The sequence below is a fragment of the Streptomyces sp. SD15 genome, assembly GCF_054462255.1.
Genome location: NZ_JBTLMO010000053.1, coordinates 12,059 through 27,220, shown reverse-complemented (window position 1 = coordinate 27,220; position 15,162 = coordinate 12,059). Strand labels below are relative to the sequence as shown.

Here is a 15,162-nt window from a genome sequence, read left to right as displayed (position 1 = left end):
ATCTCCCTCATCAGCAGCTCCTCCGTTGGCCTCGGCCTGCTCTTCCGCGTCGGGACCGTTTACCGCAACGGTGGTAAACGGCCGTCGGCATGCGTGTCAAGTCGACGCACCTGCCGTCCCAGTGCGAGACACTGCTGGACTTGTGCGACGCCACCACCACCGGCCTCCCCGGTGACTGCCAACCGGTCGGTGAGTCCAGCGGCCAGCCATACAAACCGTGAACCCGCAACTCAGCCGACCACAATGGGCAGAGTGACGCACGGGTTCGCCCGAGATCCCGTCCGAGAATCTGCGAACCTGCGCGCTTTGGCGTGTGGGTCAGCAGGAGAGCACCGGCCCCCGGGTCTCGTATCGCCGCCGAACTGCTCGGCGGCACGCTGCAAAAGCGCTACTACGGGGTCGACTACCGGGCCATCCGCAAGCTGGCGATCGTGGAGACGGGCGAGGCCCCTGATCGCACGCAAGGCCGCCCGGTCGGCGCGCGGGCCCTCGGAGTCGACCGGCCCGTGTCAGGGCTCGGCCGGATTCTCGCGCGCGTAACCGAAGTCGAGAGCGGGCTGGAAGGCGAAGAAGTTCGGCAGCGTCGGCCAACCAGGCGGGGGCGGCAGGCAACGAAGTCATGAAAAGGACCTTGGGCCAGCGCCTGCGGTACGCGCTGCCCTAAACTGAACGTGATGTTCACCCCGCACGGTCCCACCCTCCGCGAACTGGCCGTTCAGGCTCTGTCGTCCGTCGAGCACGGCTACGACCTGCTGGCGCCGAAGTTCGACCACACACCGTTCCGGACACCGGACTCGATTCTTGACGCGGTCGGCCGGGCACTTGGACCGCTGGGCCCGTTCGACCACGGGCTCGACCTGTGCTGCGGCACCGGGGCGGGCATGGACGTCCTGGTGAAGCTCTGCCGGGAGAGCGTCACCGGGATCGACATCAGCGCCGGGATGCTCGCTGTGGGGCGGGAGCGGACGGGGCTCGCGGAGGGGCACCTCACCGCACCGCGCACCGGCGCGCCGCGCGTCGCACGGGTGCGTGGTGATGCCCGCGCCCTGCCCTTCCGGCCCGCCTTCGACCTCGTGGTGAGCTTCGGCGCGTTCGGACACTTCCTGCCGCGCGAGCTGCCGCGTCTGTTCGCCGAGGTCCACTCCGCGCTGCGGCCGGGCGGGCGCTTCGCGTTCCCCGTCATGGCCCCGCCGCGGCCCACCTCGCCGTGGTACTGGGCCCTGCTGGGATTCGACGCGGTGATGCGGGTGCGCAACGCCGTCTGGCGTCCGCCGTTCGTCATGTACTACCGGGCGTTCCGGCTCGGCGACGTACAGCGGGAGCTGACCCTGGCCGGGTTCGAGGTGGAGCTCCACACGCTGCCCGAGTTCGGGCGCAGGCCGGACGGCAGCCCGCGGTGCCGGATGGTCGTGGCCACGCGGGGGAGGGGGACGGCGCCCGCGTGAGCAATGCCGTGTTCGCGTGTGCGGGGTGCGGCGCCGTGCTGACCGCCCCTGTGTCGCAGACCGCGCTCCCCGACCATGCCCACCACAAGTACGGACACCAACTGCTCCCCGCGCTGATGGAACCGGGGACGTACGCCGTCGACCCGGAGCCTTTCGGGCCGCCATGGCGGCCGTGGAGCGAGATCGGCGTGGACGGAGCGGAAGCCCGCGGTGTGTTCGCGCCGGTCCGCTCGCTCTCCTTCGGGGCACCGGGAGCGATCGTCGTCGCGCCGGGTGACACCCGCGGCACCGTCCTGATCCCCGAGCACTGCGGCGGCTACTGCATGGGGCTGGACGGGAGCGAAGGCCCGAACCTGGCCTGCGCGCAGTGCGGGCAGGCGGTGGCGACCCGTATCGACGACTGCTCCCTCTGGCAGGCCGTGTGGCTCGCCCCGCACGCCGTACGCCGCCTCCTCGCCGACGGCCCCGCTCGCCGGACGGCCGACTGGGAGACGTCGGCGCAGGAGGGGCAGGGAACGCCGCCGGTCGAGCCGTCCGGGGCGTGGAGCCCACGGTGGGAGGCGGCGGCCGGCGCGGCGCTGGCCCACCTGCTGGCGGCCTCGGCGGACGCACCCGTGGCCGTCCCCGACGGCCTCGTCGCGGACACGTTCGGCCGCGCGCTCGACGCGCTGCTCCCGCCGGGGCCGCCGGTCAAGAAGATGGCGCTGGCCGGACCGGGCCTGTCAGCGCCCGGCCCCGCCCCTGACATCGCCCTGGTTCCGCGGCATCCGCAGACGGGGAAGGCATGGCAGCCGTCGGGCACCGCGGTTGCCGTGCCGTTGGCCGTCGATGTGTGGATGCATCTGGCCTTTCACCGCGAACGGCTGCCGGTTCCCGTGGCCGGCGGAATGCCCGACGGTGTCTTCCGCGACGATCCGCTGCCGCCGCGTCCATGGGGGCTGTTCCAGCCCGACTTGAGAGTGTTCCTCCACACGCTGGCACGGCTGCCGGATGTCCGTCAGCCGTGGCTGCGCGGGATCCACGATCGCGTCAAGGACCGCCCGTACTCCCGTCTGTGACGTGCCTTCATCAGGAGCACCGCGCGGACGCGTGCGGTCAGCCGCGGATGAAGTCGAGGAGATCGGCGTTGAAGGACTGGATCTCGAAGCTGGACGCGTGCGGCGTTCCTGGAATCTGTCACATGACTGCATTCCCGGCCCGGACAGGTCAGAGAGCGCTGTACAGGGCGTCCACCAGGGCCATCTTCCGCGGGTCGTCGGCGATGTGCGGCCCCATGCGGTTCATGACGTATCCCAGGGCGAGGCCCGCCTCCGGGTCGGCGAGACCGCAGGAGCCGCCGAAGCCGTCGTGGCCGACAGCCCTCGGGTTGGGACCGTACGAGCCACCCGGGCCGCTCAGCCACAGCCCGAGCCCGATCTCCGTCTCGTGCTCGAACCCGGCCCCCAGCACCACATCGCGGCAGGCGCCCTGCCCCTCGCGCACCCGCTCGGCCGCCTCCGGCGACAGCACCCGCCGGGAGCCGAACGATCCGCGCCCGGCGAAGATCCCGTACAGCGCGGCGACCGCGCGGGCGGTGCCGTGACCGTTGGCGGCAGGGATCTCGGCGGCCCGCCACACCGGCGAGTTGGCCTCGGCGGCGCCGACGGGCGGATTGGCGAGGGCGGCGACGGCGGCGGGCGCCAACCGGGCGAAGGCCGCCGCCTGTTCACTGCTCGGAGCGGCCGACGAGCGCACCAGCTCGGCCGCCCGGTCGGCCTCCTTCTCCGGCAGCCCGATGGTGAAGTCGATTCCCAGCGGCCCGGTCACCTCCCGCTCCAGGAACGCACCCGGCAACAGCCCCGAGACGCGCCGCACCACCTCACCGACCAGATGGCCGAACGTGAGCGCGTGATAGCCGGACCGCGTCCCCGGCTCCCACCAGGGCTCCTGCGCCGCGAGTCGCGCGACCGTCAACTCCCAGTCGAAGAGCTGGGCGAGCGTGTGCGGCTCGCGCAGCCCGGCCAGCCCCGCGCGGTGCGACAGCAGATGACGTACGCGGACGGACTCCTTGCCGGCCGCCGCGAACTCCGGCCAGTACACGGCCACCGGGGCGTCGAAGTCGAGCAGCCCGCGATCGGCCAGCATGTGCGCGCACAGCGATGTCGGGCCCTTCGACGTCGACCACACGTTGACCAGCGTCTCGCGCTCCCAGCGGCGGGTGCGCGCCGCGTCGGCCCAGCCGCCCCACAGATCCACCACGGTCTCGCCGTCGAGCGTGACCGCCACGGCAGCGCCCAGCTCACCCCGGTCGTGGAAGTTCTCCTCGAACGCGGCGCGCACCGCCGTGAAGCGTGCGTCGCAGTGGCCCTGCACGTGTGGCTCGGAGTGAGGCATGGGACCTCCATCATGCGTCAGCTGTCAGTCGCCGCCCGCCCGGACGCCGGACGCCCCGACCGTACCGACTGGTCGGGCTGGAAGGAAGTCGTGGCCATCGGACAGGCCCTGGGTTTTGTCAGAGGTGTGCGGGCAGCCAGTTCAGCTTGGCCGCCTCCTGGTAGGGGCCGCCGCCCTCGTGGTCGTTGAAGTCGTAGACCTCTATCTTCTTGTCCTCGTGGTCCCACGCGTTGAAGGCCGCGAAGATCGTGGAGGGCGGGCAGGTCTGGTCCTCCAGGGCGACCGAGAAGAGGGCCGGTGCGCTGCCGCGCGCCGCGAAGTGCACCCCGTCGAAGTAGGACAGCGTGCGCAGGACGTCCGCCGTGCGACCGCGGTGGGTCTTCAGGTAGCTGCCGATCTCCCGGTACGGGTGGCGGTCCGTCAGCGTCGTCGCGCGCGGGAAGTCGCACAGGAACGGCACGTCGGGTGCGATCGCGGCCAGGTCGGGGACCAGGCCGCCCACCGCGATGGTGATGCCGCCGCCCTGGCTCCCGCCGACGGCCGCGGTGCGCGCCGGGTCGACCAGCGGATGCGAGCGGGCCGCCTCCACGGCGCGCACACCGTCCGTGAACACACGGCGGTAGTAGTAGTTCTCGGGCGCGTCGATGCCACGGGTCATGTAACCGGGGAACGCGGGCGCGCTGCCCACCGGGTCCGGCGTCTCGCCACCGCCCCAGGCGCTGCCCTGGCCGCGCGTGTCCATCACGAAGTGCGCGAAGCCCGCGGAGGCCCACAGCAGATGCGTGTGCGGAAGGCCGCGCCCGCCGCCGTACCCGACGAACTCGACGACCGCGGGCAGTGGCGCGTTCGCCCAGGCCGGCAGGGTGAGCCAGCCCTTGACCGGGTGCCCGCCGAACCCCGTGAACGTGACGTCGTACACCTTGACCGTCTTGAGCTGCGTCTCGACGGGCTCGAAGCGGGCGTCGAGGTCGTGCTCGCGGGTCTCCTGGAGGGTTTTGGCCCAGAAGGCGTCGAAGTCCTCGGGTTCGGCGGAGGCACTGCGATACTCGCGGAGCTCGTCGAGGGGGAGGTCGAACAGGGCCATGAAGGACCACCTTTGACGTCATGGGTGCGGATGATCACACCGTACGTGTACGGCCGGACGGCCGCCAGGTTCAGTCCTCGGACAGTCCCGCCCACCGGCCGACGTTGGCCAGTCGCAGACCCGGTGCGGGCGCCGCGGTGGTGTGGTGCATGGTGTGGTGCGCCCTTCTGCTGCTCAACACGTTCCGCTCCCGTGAGTAGGTGTCGGGTGGACCGGCATCACGCTAGGGAGCGTTGTTCGTCCGTGCCATGTCACACGTGCACAGTCTCCCGGTCCGGTGGGCCGGCGACGCGGAGTGGGCCGCTCCCGGTGCACAAGGGGGACGGAGTTCCGTGTCGCCGGTGCACAGTCCGACGTCAGGCGACCGGCAGGGAGGGGCGGCCGGTGCTGGCGTGCAGGGCGAAGGCCAAGGGGCGTACACCGCTGAGCACCTGCTCGTGTTCGCCGGGCACGCCCGTCTCGTCCGGGCCCACCAGCAGATCGCGCTGGATCAGGGGAGTGGCGGCCCGGAGATGGCTGCGGACCGTCACCGGCGCCAGGTCCAGCGCGGCGGCCGTGCGCTGGGTGTGGGTGTCGTTCTCCAGCCAGACGCGGAGCGTGCGCAGCAGATCGCGGCGGTCGGTCCGCAGCGGCTGGAGGAACGAGTCGGCCCAGGCACGGACCTCCGGAGCGGACACCATCGCGGTGAAGTCGGCCGCCGGGTCGGCCGAGCGCGCGTCGTGCCCGTACTTGACGACGACCTGGAGTGCCGTCGAGACGACCACCCGGTTGAGGACCTGGCCGCGGTCGAGGCCGAGCAGATCGAAGCCCTTGTTGACGCGGTGCGTCACCGTGTTGCGGTGGACGCCGAGGAGGCGGCTGACGGCCGTGTGCTGCGCCCACAGCCCCAACTCCAGTGTCCGTACCAGCTGTTCACGCTGACCGGCCGGCAGCGTGAGCACGGGGCGCAGCAGCGTGCCCGCCCAGCGTCGTGCCGTGTCCGGCGGGAGCACGTCCACAAAGTCGGTCCGCTCCTCGGCGAGCGCGACCCTGCCGGGCGCCCGGCGTGCCGTCACCAAGGCGTTGGCCGCCTGCGTGTAGGCATCCGCCACACTGCTGAGCGCGTGCACCCGGCTGCCGCCCATGTGATGCCGGGGGATTTCGGCCACGATCTTTCCCAGCGCGTCGCGGACGCTTCCGGGAGCGTCCGCGACCGCCGGCAGCGGATCGACCACGATCAAGTGGTTGAAGGCCGGGCACCGTGCCAGCAGCGCGCGTCCGGCCAGTGCGTTCTCGGCCTGCAGGGCCGCCACTTCACGGTCCTCCCGCCCGCAGTCGATCACATACACATGCACCGACTCGGTCGCCAACAGCCCCGGGGCCAACCCCGCCATGACGCGCTGCGCGGCCACCTCCTCACCCACCATCAGCAGTTGCAGTACGCTCAACTGCACTTCACGCCGGGACTCCACCACTTGGTCTTGCAACTGGGCCTGGTCGATCAGGCCCAGTGCCTTGGCCGCGTGCCGCAGGAGATCGGTGCGCACGTCGTCGAGCGGACGGCGGCTGGTCACGGACAGCACCGCGGCCGAACCGGTCGCGCTCAGCGGGACCGACTCCCGGTGCGGATGGACGAGTTGGGCGACCTGCCGCACGAGCGGCGGAGCGAGGGTGCCCGGCGCCGCGGCCAGGACACCGCGCGAGGGATCACTGACCAGTACGTCCGCGTCCACGGCCGACGCCAGCCAGTCCGCGATCCGCTGCATCGCGCCCGCGTCCGCTTCCCAGAGACGGTCCGGAAGCCGGTTCAGCAGGGCCGTGAGCTGATCGGCGTGCCACTCGGCTTGCCGAAAGCGGAACTCGCGCAGCCGCGGGATCAGTTCATGCCAGTCACGCAGCGTCTTCGTCGTGGTCAGCAGCGGTACGTCGAGACGAGCGGCCGAGCTGCGAATGGTCACCGGAACGGCCTCCGCCCCGTGCCGCGGGACCACCACGGCGAGGCCGGCGGCCCGCTGTCGCGACAGCTGGCGCAACAACGGCTCGACCTCCTCACGGACTGACTTCCGCCCGGAGTCCCAGAAGTCACCGATCACCACCAGCGCGTCCCTGACGTCTTCCGGCGGGTTGCCCGTGGACGCGGTCATGGAGAGGGCTCGTACGGAATCCACCACTCGGTCGGCCGTCGTGCCCCCAAGGGCGAGGCGAAGGCAGAAGTCGGGCTCCTCGCACAGGCTGTTCAGCGTGGGCATGGCGTCCTCTCCGTGTCGATTGCTCAGCCGGCCGATATTGACACCGTAGAGGGTGTTCGGTGGTGGGCGGCGAGCAGGCCAGCGGCTGCTTGGTCCAGGACGGGGTGCGGCGGCCGGTCGCGGCGGTTCGTCCGCCACCCGACCGTCATGCCGTGTGCCGCGTCCACTGCGGTCCCGTACGCGCCCAGTCCCGCTCCCATTCGGCCAGACGCCGACGTGCGGTGACGCGCCGTACCGCGAAGTGAGCGCCGAGGACGGCGGCCGCGGAGCCGCCGACGGTGAACACACCGGTCGTCAGTGTGTGTTGCCAGATCGCGGTGTGGTTCACCGGTGGACCGACGCTCCGACCGTGGGAGTCCAGCCAGATGTCGGCGCGCTCGCCGCGTCGCTTGCCCGCGGGAACCCGGGCCTCTCCGATCCGGGCCCCCTTGCCAGGCTCGGTCCAGCGCACCTTCACCCGGTACGGGGGCTGTGGGCCGCCCTGCAGTGGTACCGCCGCGGGCGCGGCGACGATCACGGCGCGCACCTGATGCCGCTCGGCTCGCTGCGCCGCGGCCCGCGTCTGCGCGCCGTCGTACACCCGCCATCCCACGGTCACCCCGGCGAGGGGCGCACCGACGAACAACAGGAAGGCGACCGTCATCACCGTCCACGCCTCGATGACGTCCGAGCGGCGGCGCAGCGCGTTGCGGCGCCGGCGCCAGCCCGGTAACCGGGTGCGCATCTCCACCTCCTCGCCACCGAAGTCCCCGCCCGCGGCTGCGAGCGTCCATCGGGAACCCCCGAGTCCCCGCCAGAACCGGTGAACCACTCCCTGCAGCGAACAGGAGCCCACCCTGACCGATGCCCGCCCAGCGGCACTCGACGCATACTGACGCGCCACCGATTCCCGCCGCGAGACCGGTTGCCCGCACGATCACCGTGAGTATCGACGGCTCGTGCCGTCATTCAACTGTCGTACACCCGAACGGCGTTGACGCTCTCAACGGCGTCGGCGTCGGCGTCAGCGTCAGCCGAAGCGCTCGATGCGGATCCGGTCCACCGGCTGCCCGGCCTCGACCAGCAGCCGCGACGCGTGCTCCGCGAACCCGTTGGAGCCGCACACATAGGCCTCCCACCCACCGGAAGGCTCCTCGGCCAGGAGCGGCGCCACCTGCGCGGCCGTCATACGGCCCACGGCCACACCCTCCGGCGCGCTGCGCGTGAAGACGGGCGTGGTCTCCTCGCCGTACTCCCGTGCGTAGATGAGTTCTTCGGGACCGCGCGCGGAGACGAGCAGGCGCAGGGGTACGTCCAGTCCGCGGGCGCGGTGGTGGCGCAGCATCGACATCAGCGGTACGACGCCGGAGCCGGCGCCGATGAGGAGCGCCGGCCGGTCGCCGGGCCAGGCGAAGAAGCCGCTGAGTGGCCCCCGCACCTCGACCGAGTCACCCGGCTGGGCCACGGTGTGGAACCAGCCGGAGACCTCGCCGCCCTCGACATGGTCCAGGGTCAGCTCGATGTGTCCGGCGTCGTCGGGCGGCGACGCGATGGAGTAGTGACGTTGCGCCACATACCCGTCTCCGGCGGTCAGCCGCAGCATCAGGTGCTGGCCGGGCAGGTGACCCGTCCACTCCGGCACCGCGAACCGGAAGGTGGCGGCGTGCGGCGTCTCCCGGCGGATCTCGGTGAGTGTGGCGGTCTGCCACGTGGCGGCGGCCCGGTTGCTCACGGCGATCCGCCCCGGCACGGCGAAGCGCGTCGGCGGCAGGAAAGCCTTGGTCGTCGTCTCGGTCGTCGTCTCAGTCACCGGAGTAGCGCTGCTCTTCCCAGGGGTTGCCGCGTGCGTGGTAGCCGTTCTGCTCCCAGAAGCCCGGCTCGTCGTGGTCGAGGAGGCGCAGTCCCGCGATCCACTTGGCGCTCTTCCAGAAGTACAGGTGCGGCACGATCAGCCGTGCCGGGCCACCGTGTTCCGCGGGGAGCGGCTTCCCGTCGTACTCCCAGACGATCCAGGCACGACCGCCGGTGAGGTCGGCGAGCGGGAGGTTCGTGGTGTACCCGGTGTGCGAGTAGGCGACCGCGTGGGTGGCGGACCCGTCGGGGTGCACCACATCGAGGAACGCGTCCAGGGACACGCCGCCGAACCGCACACCGAACTTCGACCAGCTCGTCACACAGTGGATGTCGCCCTCGTACGCCGAAGCGGGCAGCGCGTGCGCCTGCTCCCAGTCCCAGGTGCGGGGCTCGGCCACCAGACCGTCGATCCGGAAGGTCCAGTCGGCGGGCGCCAGGTCGGGGGTGACCTCGGCGGACAGGACGGGCCAGTCGTCGCCCGCGTCGTACTGGCCGGGTGGCAGTCCGGCGTTGTCGATGCGCGGGCGCCCGGTGAAGCCTCGGGTGACGTTCATGACGGGTGGTGCCTCCAGACGGTGCTTACGCATTCAACCGTACGTGGCGGTCGACGATGCTCCGTCCCCGCGTGGGGCGCTGATCATTGCGGACGTATGAACTCTCCGGCGGCCCGGGAATAGCCGTGTCGCGATCTTCCTTGCCTCTGGTGGCGACTGGCGGTGACGCCGAAGGAGAGAGGGAGCGGACAGATGCCCAAGGCGTACGTCTTCACGCGGTACGGCGGCCCGGAGACCGAGGCCCTGGTGGAGCGGGACCGGCCGCGTCCGGGGCCCGGCCAGGTGCTCGTCGCGGTGCGCGCGGCGGGCGTGAACCCGGTCGACTGGAAGCTGCGGACGGGCTTTCGCCGTCCCGGTGCCGAGGCGCGCGAGCTGCCGGCCGTCTTCGGCAGCGAGGTCGCGGGAGTCGTCGAGGAGGTCGGCCCCGATGTGACCGGGTTCACCGTGGGGGACGAGGTCTTCGGCAATCCGGTGGCCGGCGGATACAGCGAGTACGCCCTGCTGCCCACGACGGTGACGGCGCGCAAGCCCGCCGAGCTCTCCTTCACGGACGCGGCGGCGCTGCCCGTGGCGGCGGCGACCGCGTACGACGGGATCCGCCAGCTCGGTCTGCCCGCCGGAGCGACGGTACTGATCACCGGTGCGGGCGGCGGCGTGGGCGTCGCGGCCACGCAGATCGCGCGCGCCTTCGGGCTGCGTGTCGTCGGGATCGCGAGCGAGGGCAAGAAGGACTTCGTCGAGTCGCTCGGGGCCGTGCACGTGCCGTCGGGCCCCGACCTCGCGGAGCGGACGCGGGCGGCGGCGCCGGACGGAGTCGACGCGGTCTTCGACCTCGTCGGGGGCGAGGTGCTGGAAGCCGCGGCGACGCTGGTGGCCGACCGTACGAAGCTGATCACCGGCGCGGACCGGGAGACGGTCGCGCGACTCGGCGGCGTACCGGTCGAGCGGGCCCGTACCGCGGCCGTCCTCGACGAGGTGGCGCGGCTCGTGGCCGACGGCAGCCTCCGGCCCTTCGTCACACAGACCTTCCCGCTCGACCGGGCAGGCGAGGCGCTGGCCACGGTCGAGAACGGCCACGCGCGCGGCAAGATCGTGATCGAGGTCGCCGCATGAGCGAGGTCCACATGAGCACGAGCGAGGTGAGCCTGAGCGAGGCGAGCGCGTCCCACCCGCTGGACAGCCCTGCCTTCGGCGCGCTGACCGGCCCGCACGCCCACTTCGCCGAGCGGCGCGGCCGCGTCCTGCGCTATCCCGTCGACGTATCGCCGTGGCTGGCCCTGCCCGACGATCCGGACGCCGACGACTGGGCGGACCTCGCGGCCCTCGTGGGCCCCGGCGGCGAGGCCGCGCTGGCCGGGTTCGGCGGTCGGACACCGGACGGCTGGGAGGTGACCTTCAGCCTCGAGGGCGTACAGCTCGTCGACGACGGGCTCGCCGCGGCACCGGACGCCGAGGCGGTGCCGCTCGGTCCGGCCGACGTACCGGAGATGCTGGACCTGGTCGAGCGCACCAGGCCCGGCCCCTTCCTGCCGCGCACCGTCGAGCTCGGCACCTATCTCGGGATCCGCCGGGGCGGCGCGCTGATCGCCATGGCGGGGGAGCGACTGCACCCGCCGGGCTGGACCGAGATCAGCGCGGTCTGCACCGACCCGGACTTCCGTGGCCAGGGCCTCGCGTCCCGGCTGATCCTGGCCGTCGCGCACGGCATACGCGAGCGCGGCGAGACCCCGTTCCTTCACACCGCCGCGGACAACACCAACGCCATCCGGCTCTACGAGTCCCTCGGCTTCAAGCTGCGCCGCACCACCCGCTTCCTGGCGGCACGGGTGCCCGAACACCTCGCGAACGGGCAGCCGGCCGGGGCCCGGTGACGGAGGATCTCCTCAGCGCGCGGAGGTCTTCCCGACGGGTGCTTCGGATGCCCTGTTGTACCGCACCAGATACCCGGCGAACCGCTCCAGGTCCTCCTCCGGCCAGTCCGTGAGCCGCTCGCGGAACGCGATCCGGCGGCTCTCGGTGACCTGGGCGAGGATCCGGGTGCCCGCCTCCGTCAGATGCAGCACTTGCACCCGGTGGTCCTCGGGGGCGAGTCGGCGCTCGATCAGCCCGGCCCGCTCCAGCGCCGCCACCTGCCGGCTCACCGTGGACTTGTCCAGCGCGTAGTGCGAGGCCAGATCGGTGGCACGACAGCCGTCGCGCTCCTCCAGATGACCCAGCAGGGTGTACGAGACCAGGGACAGCTCCGGATGCATGCGCCCCGCCGAGGCCCTGGCCCGGCGGGCGAACGCCGTCATCTCGCGATGAATGGTCTCGACGGCCGCCTCTGCGGCTGATGTTCCGGTGGTGACCATGGTCGTATCGGAACCTTCGGCTGCTGTCACGAGACCTCCCTTCGATCCCCTGGTTGCATAGTACAACTTGACCTGAAGGTACCGGTCGGCGTCCGGCCGTTCCTGTAAGGTGGCCGTCCCGGCTGTGGACCGCCCCAGCCGAGGAGTTGCCGAGGAGGTGGGACCCATTACCGCTAGGTCAAGTCGGGTGCTCTCACCTCGAGGCGATGCGGCTCACCGCCTGTAGGTGACCGCGAGAGCGCCCTTCGGCTCATCGAAAGGCTCTCGGCTTCCATGCCCCCTTTTTCTTCCGCTGATTTTCTTGTCGCCGCGCTCCGCTCCGCGGGCTGTGTCTTCGCCGAGGACGAGGCGGAGTTGATCCTCTCCACCGCCCGCACCCCGGACGAGGTCACCGCCATGCTGGAGCGGCGCGTCTCGGGACTGCCCCTCGAACACGTCCTCGGCTGGGCCGGGTTCCACGGTCTGCGCGTCGCCGTGGAGCAAGGTGTCTTCGTGCCCCGCCGCCGCACCGAGTTCCTCGTCGACCTGGCCGTGGCCCAAGCACCGCGCGCATCCCTCGTCGTGGACCTGTGCTGCGGTTCCGGCGCGGTGGGCGCCGCGCTGGCCGCCTCCCTCGGCGGGCCCGAACTGCACGCCGCCGACATCGACCCGGCCGCGGTGCGCTGCGCCCGCCGCAATGTCGCGCCCTTCGGTGGCCACGTACACGAGGGCGACCTGTTCGCGGCCCTGCCGGAGACGCTGCGCGGCCGCGTCGACGTGCTCGCCGCCAATGTGCCGTACGTCCCCACGGACGAGGTCGACCTGCTGCCCGCGGAAGCCCGCGACCACGAACCGCTCGTCGCGCTCGACGGCGGCGCGGACGGCCTCGACATCCTGCGCCGGGTCACTGCCGAGGCGCCCCGCTGGCTGGCCCCGGGCGGCTGCCTCCTGGTGGAGACGAGCGAGCGTCAGGCACCCCTGGCAGTCGAGGCCTTCGCCCGCAGCGGCCTGACCGCCAGGCTGGCCGTCTGCGACGAGCTGTACGCCAACGTCGTGATCGGCACCAGTGCCTGAGCGCTCGGGTCCACTCGTCCGGCATGCCACGACCCCGGCCCCCTCTCGTCACGCCGCCCCGGCCCGCGACCGGACGGGGCCGACGGCTGCGAGCCGGGCCGTACGCGACACCGACCCCGCCCTGGACCGGACGACCCCGCTTTGTGCAACTAGTTGCACAAAGCGGGGTCCGTCGTCTACAACAGACACACGACACCGCGTACGGAGGGCCCGATGAGCCGTTACCCGCACCTGCTGAACCCGCTCGACCTGGGCTTTACCACCCTGCCCAACCGCGTGCTGATGGGCTCCATGCACGTGGGCCTGGAGGAGGCCGAGCGCGGCTTCGAGCGGATGGCGGAGTTCTACGCGACCCGGGCCCGCGGCGGCGTCGGTCTCATCGTCACCGGCGGGATCGCGCCCAACGAGGCGGGGCGGCCGTACGAGGGCGGCGCGAAACTCACCACGGAGGCGGAGGCCGAGCAGCACGCGGAGATCACGGCCGCGGTGCATCGTGAGGGCGGCCGGATCGCGATGCAGATCCTGCACTTCGGGCGGTACGCCTACCACCGGGACCTGGTCGCCCCGAGCGCCCTGCAGGCGCCGATCAGCCCCTTCCCGCCGCACGCGCTCACCGACGCCGAGATCGAGCGGACCATCGACGACTACGCGCGTGCCGCCCGGCTGGCACGGCAGGCCGGGTACGACGGCGTCGAGATCATGGGCTCCGAGGGCTATCTGATCAACGAGTTCATCGCCGCCGAGACCAACACACGCGAGGACCGCTGGGGCGGCTCGTACGAGAACCGCACGCGCTTCCCCCTCGAGATCGTCCGGCGTGTCCGTGAGGCCGTCGGTGAGGACTTCATCATCATCTACCGCCTCTCCATGCTGGACCTGGTGCCGGGCGGCTCCTCCTTGGAGGAGGTCGTCACGCTCGCCCAGGCCGTCGAGGCGGCTGGAGCGACGATCATCAACACCGGCATCGGCTGGCACGAGGCCCGTATCCCCACCATCGCGACCTCCGTGCCGCGCGGCGCGTACGCCTGGGTGACCAAGAAGGTCATGGGCGCCGTCTCGATCCCCCTCGTGACCACCAACCGCATCAACACCCCCGAAATCGCGGAGCAGTTGCTGGCGGAAGGCCACGCCGACATGGTGTCGCTGGCCCGCCCGATGCTCGCCGATCCCGACTTCGTCGCCAAGGCGGCGGCCGGGCGCCCCGAGGCCATCAACACCTGCATCGGCTGCAACCAGGCCTGTCTCGACCACACCTTCAGCGGCAAGATCACCTCCTGCCTGGTCAACCCGCGCGCCTGCCACGAGACGGAACTCGTCCTCTCCCCGACCCGGCTGCGCAAGCGGGTCGCCGTGGTGGGCGCGGGCCCCGCCGGACTCGCCTGCGCGGTCTCCGCGGCCGAGCGCGGCCACGACGTCACGCTCTACGACGCCGCGAGCGAGATCGGCGGGCAGCTCAACGTGGCCCGCAGGGTTCCCGGCAAGCAGGAGTTCGACGAGACGATCCGCTACTTCCGTACGCAGCTCGAACTGCACGGCGTGGACGTGCGGTTGAACACCCGCGTCGCCGCCGAGGACGTCCGCGGGTACGACGAGGTCGTGGTCGCCACGGGCGTCCGCCCGCGCACCCCCGAGATCCCCGGGGTCGACCACCCGAGCGTCGTTGGTTACCTCGACGTGCTGCGCGACGGCGCCTTCGTCGGCGACCGGGTCGCGATCCTCGGCGCCGGCGGCATCGGCTTCGACGTCGCCGAGTACCTGACCGACGGCGGCGACAAGGCGAGCGAGGACCCGGCGACGTACTTCCGGCACTGGGGCGTCGACATGGACTACCGGGCGCCCGGCGGCCTCGCCGCGCCCGAGCGGCCCGCCCCGCCGCGCACCGTCCACCTCCTCCAGCGCAAGACCTCCAAGGTCGGCGCCGGCCTGGGCAAGACCACCGGCTGGATCCACCGCGCCGAGCTCAAGCACCGGGGCGTCACCATGGTCCCGGGCGTCCAGTACGACCTGATCGACGATGCCGGACTCCATGTCACCGTCGACGGGCACAGCCAGGTCCTGGAGGTCGACACCGTCGTCCTCTGCACCGGGCAGGATCCGCGCCGCGACCTGTTCGAGGAGCTGTCCGCCGCGGGTCACAGCGTGCACCTCATCGGCGGTGCCGACGTGGCCGCCGAACTGGACGCCAAGCGCGCCATCAAGCAGGGCACGGAGCTGGCGGCGGCCCTCTAGGACCTGTCCAGT

General features: G+C 71.8%; 13 protein-coding genes. 6 read left to right on the top strand and 7 right to left on the bottom strand.

Translation table 11 applies throughout. The features are described 5' to 3' along the window. Nucleotides 1-674 precede the first annotated feature (674 nt). Both ACX28W_RS35755 and ACX28W_RS35750 read left to right on the top strand, forming a co-directional pair. The gene (locus tag ACX28W_RS35755) at nucleotides 675-1,445 is read left to right on the top strand and encodes a class I SAM-dependent methyltransferase (protein WP_459004162.1); all 771 of its coding nucleotides are present in this window, start codon (nucleotides 675-677) and stop codon (nucleotides 1,443-1,445) included. Further along, a complete protein-coding gene (locus ACX28W_RS35750; RefSeq protein WP_459004161.1) occupies nucleotides 1,442-2,503 on the top strand; it encodes a hypothetical protein in 1,062 nt (353 codons plus the stop codon). The genes ACX28W_RS35755 and ACX28W_RS35750 overlap by 4 nt, the downstream gene beginning before the upstream one ends. A 148-nt stretch (nucleotides 2,504-2,651) precedes the next feature. On the opposite strand, the gene ACX28W_RS35745 is transcribed toward ACX28W_RS35750, so the two are convergent. The 6 genes from ACX28W_RS35745 to ACX28W_RS35720 form a co-directional block, all read right to left on the bottom strand. Beyond that, entirely contained in the window at nucleotides 2,652-3,818 is a 1,167-nt protein-coding gene (locus ACX28W_RS35745) for a serine hydrolase domain-containing protein (protein ID WP_459004160.1), read from the bottom strand. Between the two features lie 118 nt (nucleotides 3,819-3,936). After that, nucleotides 3,937-4,902 carry an acetylxylan esterase gene (locus ACX28W_RS35740; RefSeq protein ID WP_459004159.1) on the bottom strand — a complete coding sequence of 322 codons (966 nt, stop codon included), beginning with the start codon at nucleotides 4,900-4,902 and terminating at the stop codon, nucleotides 3,937-3,939. Between the two features lie 356 nt (nucleotides 4,903-5,258). Next, on the bottom strand, nucleotides 5,259-7,130 hold the full coding sequence (locus tag ACX28W_RS35735) for a helix-turn-helix domain-containing protein (RefSeq protein ID WP_459004158.1): 1,872 nt from the start codon (nucleotides 7,128-7,130) through the stop codon (nucleotides 5,259-5,261). Between the two features lie 145 nt (nucleotides 7,131-7,275). Further along, nucleotides 7,276-7,854, bottom strand: a complete 579-nt coding sequence (locus tag ACX28W_RS35730) for an Rv1733c family protein (RefSeq protein WP_459004157.1) — start codon at nucleotides 7,852-7,854, stop codon at nucleotides 7,276-7,278. 285 nt (nucleotides 7,855-8,139) lie between these two features. Beyond that, nucleotides 8,140-8,919 carry a ferredoxin reductase gene (locus ACX28W_RS35725; protein ID WP_459004156.1) on the bottom strand — a complete coding sequence of 260 codons (780 nt, stop codon included), beginning with the start codon at nucleotides 8,917-8,919 and terminating at the stop codon, nucleotides 8,140-8,142. Next, nucleotides 8,912-9,517, bottom strand: a complete 606-nt coding sequence (locus ACX28W_RS35720; protein WP_459004155.1) for a sulfite oxidase-like oxidoreductase — start codon at nucleotides 9,515-9,517, stop codon at nucleotides 8,912-8,914. The genes ACX28W_RS35725 and ACX28W_RS35720 overlap by 8 nt, the downstream gene beginning before the upstream one ends. Before the next feature lie 192 nt (nucleotides 9,518-9,709). On the opposite strand from ACX28W_RS35720, the gene ACX28W_RS35715 reads away from it, so the two are divergent. Further along, on the top strand, nucleotides 9,710-10,630 hold the full coding sequence (locus tag ACX28W_RS35715; protein WP_459004154.1) for an NADP-dependent oxidoreductase: 921 nt from the start codon (nucleotides 9,710-9,712) through the stop codon (nucleotides 10,628-10,630). Next, a complete protein-coding gene (locus tag ACX28W_RS35710) occupies nucleotides 10,627-11,388 on the top strand; it encodes a GNAT family N-acetyltransferase (protein WP_459004153.1) in 762 nt (253 codons plus the stop codon). The genes ACX28W_RS35715 and ACX28W_RS35710 overlap by 4 nt, the downstream gene beginning before the upstream one ends. A 12-nt stretch (nucleotides 11,389-11,400) precedes the next feature. Here the strand turns inward: ACX28W_RS35710 and ACX28W_RS35705 are convergent, their stop codons facing one another. Further along, entirely contained in the window at nucleotides 11,401-11,868 is a 468-nt protein-coding gene (locus ACX28W_RS35705) for a MarR family winged helix-turn-helix transcriptional regulator (RefSeq protein WP_459004191.1), read from the bottom strand. A 273-nt stretch (nucleotides 11,869-12,141) separates the two neighbouring features. Here ACX28W_RS35705 and ACX28W_RS35700 point away from each other — a divergent pair, with 273 nt between their 5' ends. Together ACX28W_RS35700 and ACX28W_RS35695 are read left to right on the top strand one after the other, a co-directional pair. After that, the gene (locus ACX28W_RS35700) at nucleotides 12,142-12,921 is read left to right on the top strand and encodes a putative protein N(5)-glutamine methyltransferase (protein ID WP_459004152.1); all 780 of its coding nucleotides are present in this window, start codon (nucleotides 12,142-12,144) and stop codon (nucleotides 12,919-12,921) included. Nucleotides 12,922-13,134: 213 nt separating this feature from the next. Continuing rightward, nucleotides 13,135-15,150: an NADPH-dependent 2,4-dienoyl-CoA reductase gene (locus ACX28W_RS35695; protein ID WP_459004151.1), complete on the top strand. Its 2,016-nt coding sequence runs from the start codon at nucleotides 13,135-13,137 to the stop codon at nucleotides 15,148-15,150. The last annotated feature ends 12 nt before the right edge of the window (nucleotides 15,151-15,162 follow it).

Excerpts from the sequence above, each read along its gene's own strand:
- ACX28W_RS35755 (WP_459004162.1), top strand. The coding sequence starts at position 675 with ATGTTCACCCCGCACGGTCCCACCCTCCGCGAACTGGCCGTTCAGGCT.
- ACX28W_RS35745 (WP_459004160.1), bottom strand. The coding sequence starts at position 3,818 with ATGCCTCACTCCGAGCCACACGTGCAGGGCCACTGCGACGCACGCTTC.
- ACX28W_RS35740 (WP_459004159.1), bottom strand. The coding sequence starts at position 4,902 with ATGGCCCTGTTCGACCTCCCCCTCGACGAGCTCCGCGAGTATCGCAGT.
- ACX28W_RS35735 (WP_459004158.1), bottom strand. The coding sequence starts at position 7,130 with ATGCCCACGCTGAACAGCCTGTGCGAGGAGCCCGACTTCTGCCTTCGC.
- ACX28W_RS35730 (WP_459004157.1), bottom strand. The coding sequence starts at position 7,854 with ATGCGCACCCGGTTACCGGGCTGGCGCCGGCGCCGCAACGCGCTGCGC.
- ACX28W_RS35720 (WP_459004155.1), bottom strand. The coding sequence starts at position 9,517 with ATGAACGTCACCCGAGGCTTCACCGGGCGCCCGCGCATCGACAACGCC.
- ACX28W_RS35715 (WP_459004154.1), top strand. The coding sequence starts at position 9,710 with ATGCCCAAGGCGTACGTCTTCACGCGGTACGGCGGCCCGGAGACCGAG.
- ACX28W_RS35710 (WP_459004153.1), top strand. The coding sequence starts at position 10,627 with ATGAGCGAGGTCCACATGAGCACGAGCGAGGTGAGCCTGAGCGAGGCG.
- ACX28W_RS35705 (WP_459004191.1), bottom strand. The coding sequence starts at position 11,868 with ATGGTCACCACCGGAACATCAGCCGCAGAGGCGGCCGTCGAGACCATT.
- ACX28W_RS35700 (WP_459004152.1), top strand. The coding sequence starts at position 12,142 with ATGCCCCCTTTTTCTTCCGCTGATTTTCTTGTCGCCGCGCTCCGCTCC.
- ACX28W_RS35695 (WP_459004151.1), top strand. The coding sequence starts at position 13,135 with ATGAGCCGTTACCCGCACCTGCTGAACCCGCTCGACCTGGGCTTTACC.